This window comes from Kosakonia sp. HypNH10, assembly GCF_029850615.1.
Lineage (GTDB): Bacteria > Pseudomonadota > Gammaproteobacteria > Enterobacterales > Enterobacteriaceae > Kosakonia > Kosakonia cowanii.
The window spans coordinates 1-1,091 of the sequence record NZ_JAOTIU010000022.1 but is presented as its reverse complement, the minus strand read 5'-3'; the positions used below and the strand labels follow the sequence as shown (position 1 = coordinate 1,091).

The 1,091-nt window shown below is 55.4% G+C and carries 1 protein-coding gene; it reads left to right on the top strand.

Translation table 11 applies throughout. The features are described 5' to 3' along the window. Nucleotides 1-1,091, top strand: a 1,091-nt coding sequence (gene tuf, locus N7V53_RS22330) for an elongation factor Tu (protein ID WP_279794982.1), incomplete at both ends; no start/stop codon positions are given.

Below are 1,091 nucleotides of genomic sequence, written 5' to 3'. Positions count from 1 at the left end.
GCTGCAATCACTACCGTACTGGCTAAGACCTACGGCGGTGCTGCTCGCGCATTCGACCAGATCGATAACGCGCCGGAAGAAAAAGCTCGTGGTATCACCATCAACACCTCTCACGTTGAATATGACACCCCGACTCGCCACTACGCGCACGTAGACTGCCCGGGCCACGCCGACTATGTTAAAAACATGATCACCGGTGCTGCGCAGATGGACGGCGCGATCCTGGTTGTTGCTGCGACTGACGGCCCGATGCCGCAGACCCGTGAGCACATCCTGCTGGGTCGTCAGGTAGGCGTTCCGTTCATCATCGTGTTCCTGAACAAATGTGACATGGTTGATGACGAAGAGCTGCTGGAACTGGTTGAGATGGAAGTGCGTGAGCTGCTGTCTCAGTACGACTTCCCGGGCGACGACACCCCGATCGTTCGCGGTTCCGCGCTGAAAGCGCTGGAAGGCGAAGCAGAGTGGGAAGAGAAAATCATCGAGCTGGCTGGCTACCTGGATTCCTACATCCCGGAACCAGAGCGCGCGATTGACAAGCCGTTCCTGCTGCCGATCGAAGACGTATTCTCCATCTCCGGTCGTGGTACCGTTGTTACCGGTCGTGTAGAGCGCGGTATCATCAAAGTTGGTGAAGAAGTTGAAATCGTTGGTATCAAAGACACCGCGAAATCTACCTGTACCGGCGTTGAAATGTTCCGCAAACTGCTGGACGAAGGCCGTGCTGGTGAGAACGTTGGTGTTCTGCTGCGTGGTATCAAACGTGAAGAAATCGAACGTGGTCAGGTACTGGCTAAGCCGGGTTCCATCAAGCCGCACACCAAATTCGAATCTGAAGTGTACATCCTGTCCAAAGATGAAGGCGGCCGTCACACTCCGTTCTTCAAAGGCTACCGTCCGCAGTTCTACTTCCGTACAACTGACGTGACTGGCACCATCGAACTGCCGGAAGGCGTTGAGATGGTAATGCCGGGCGACAACATCAAAATGGTTGTTACCCTGATTCACCCGATCGCGATGGACGATGGTCTGCGTTTCGCAATCCGTGAAGGCGGCCGTACCGTTGGCGCGGGCGTTGTAGCAAAAGTTCT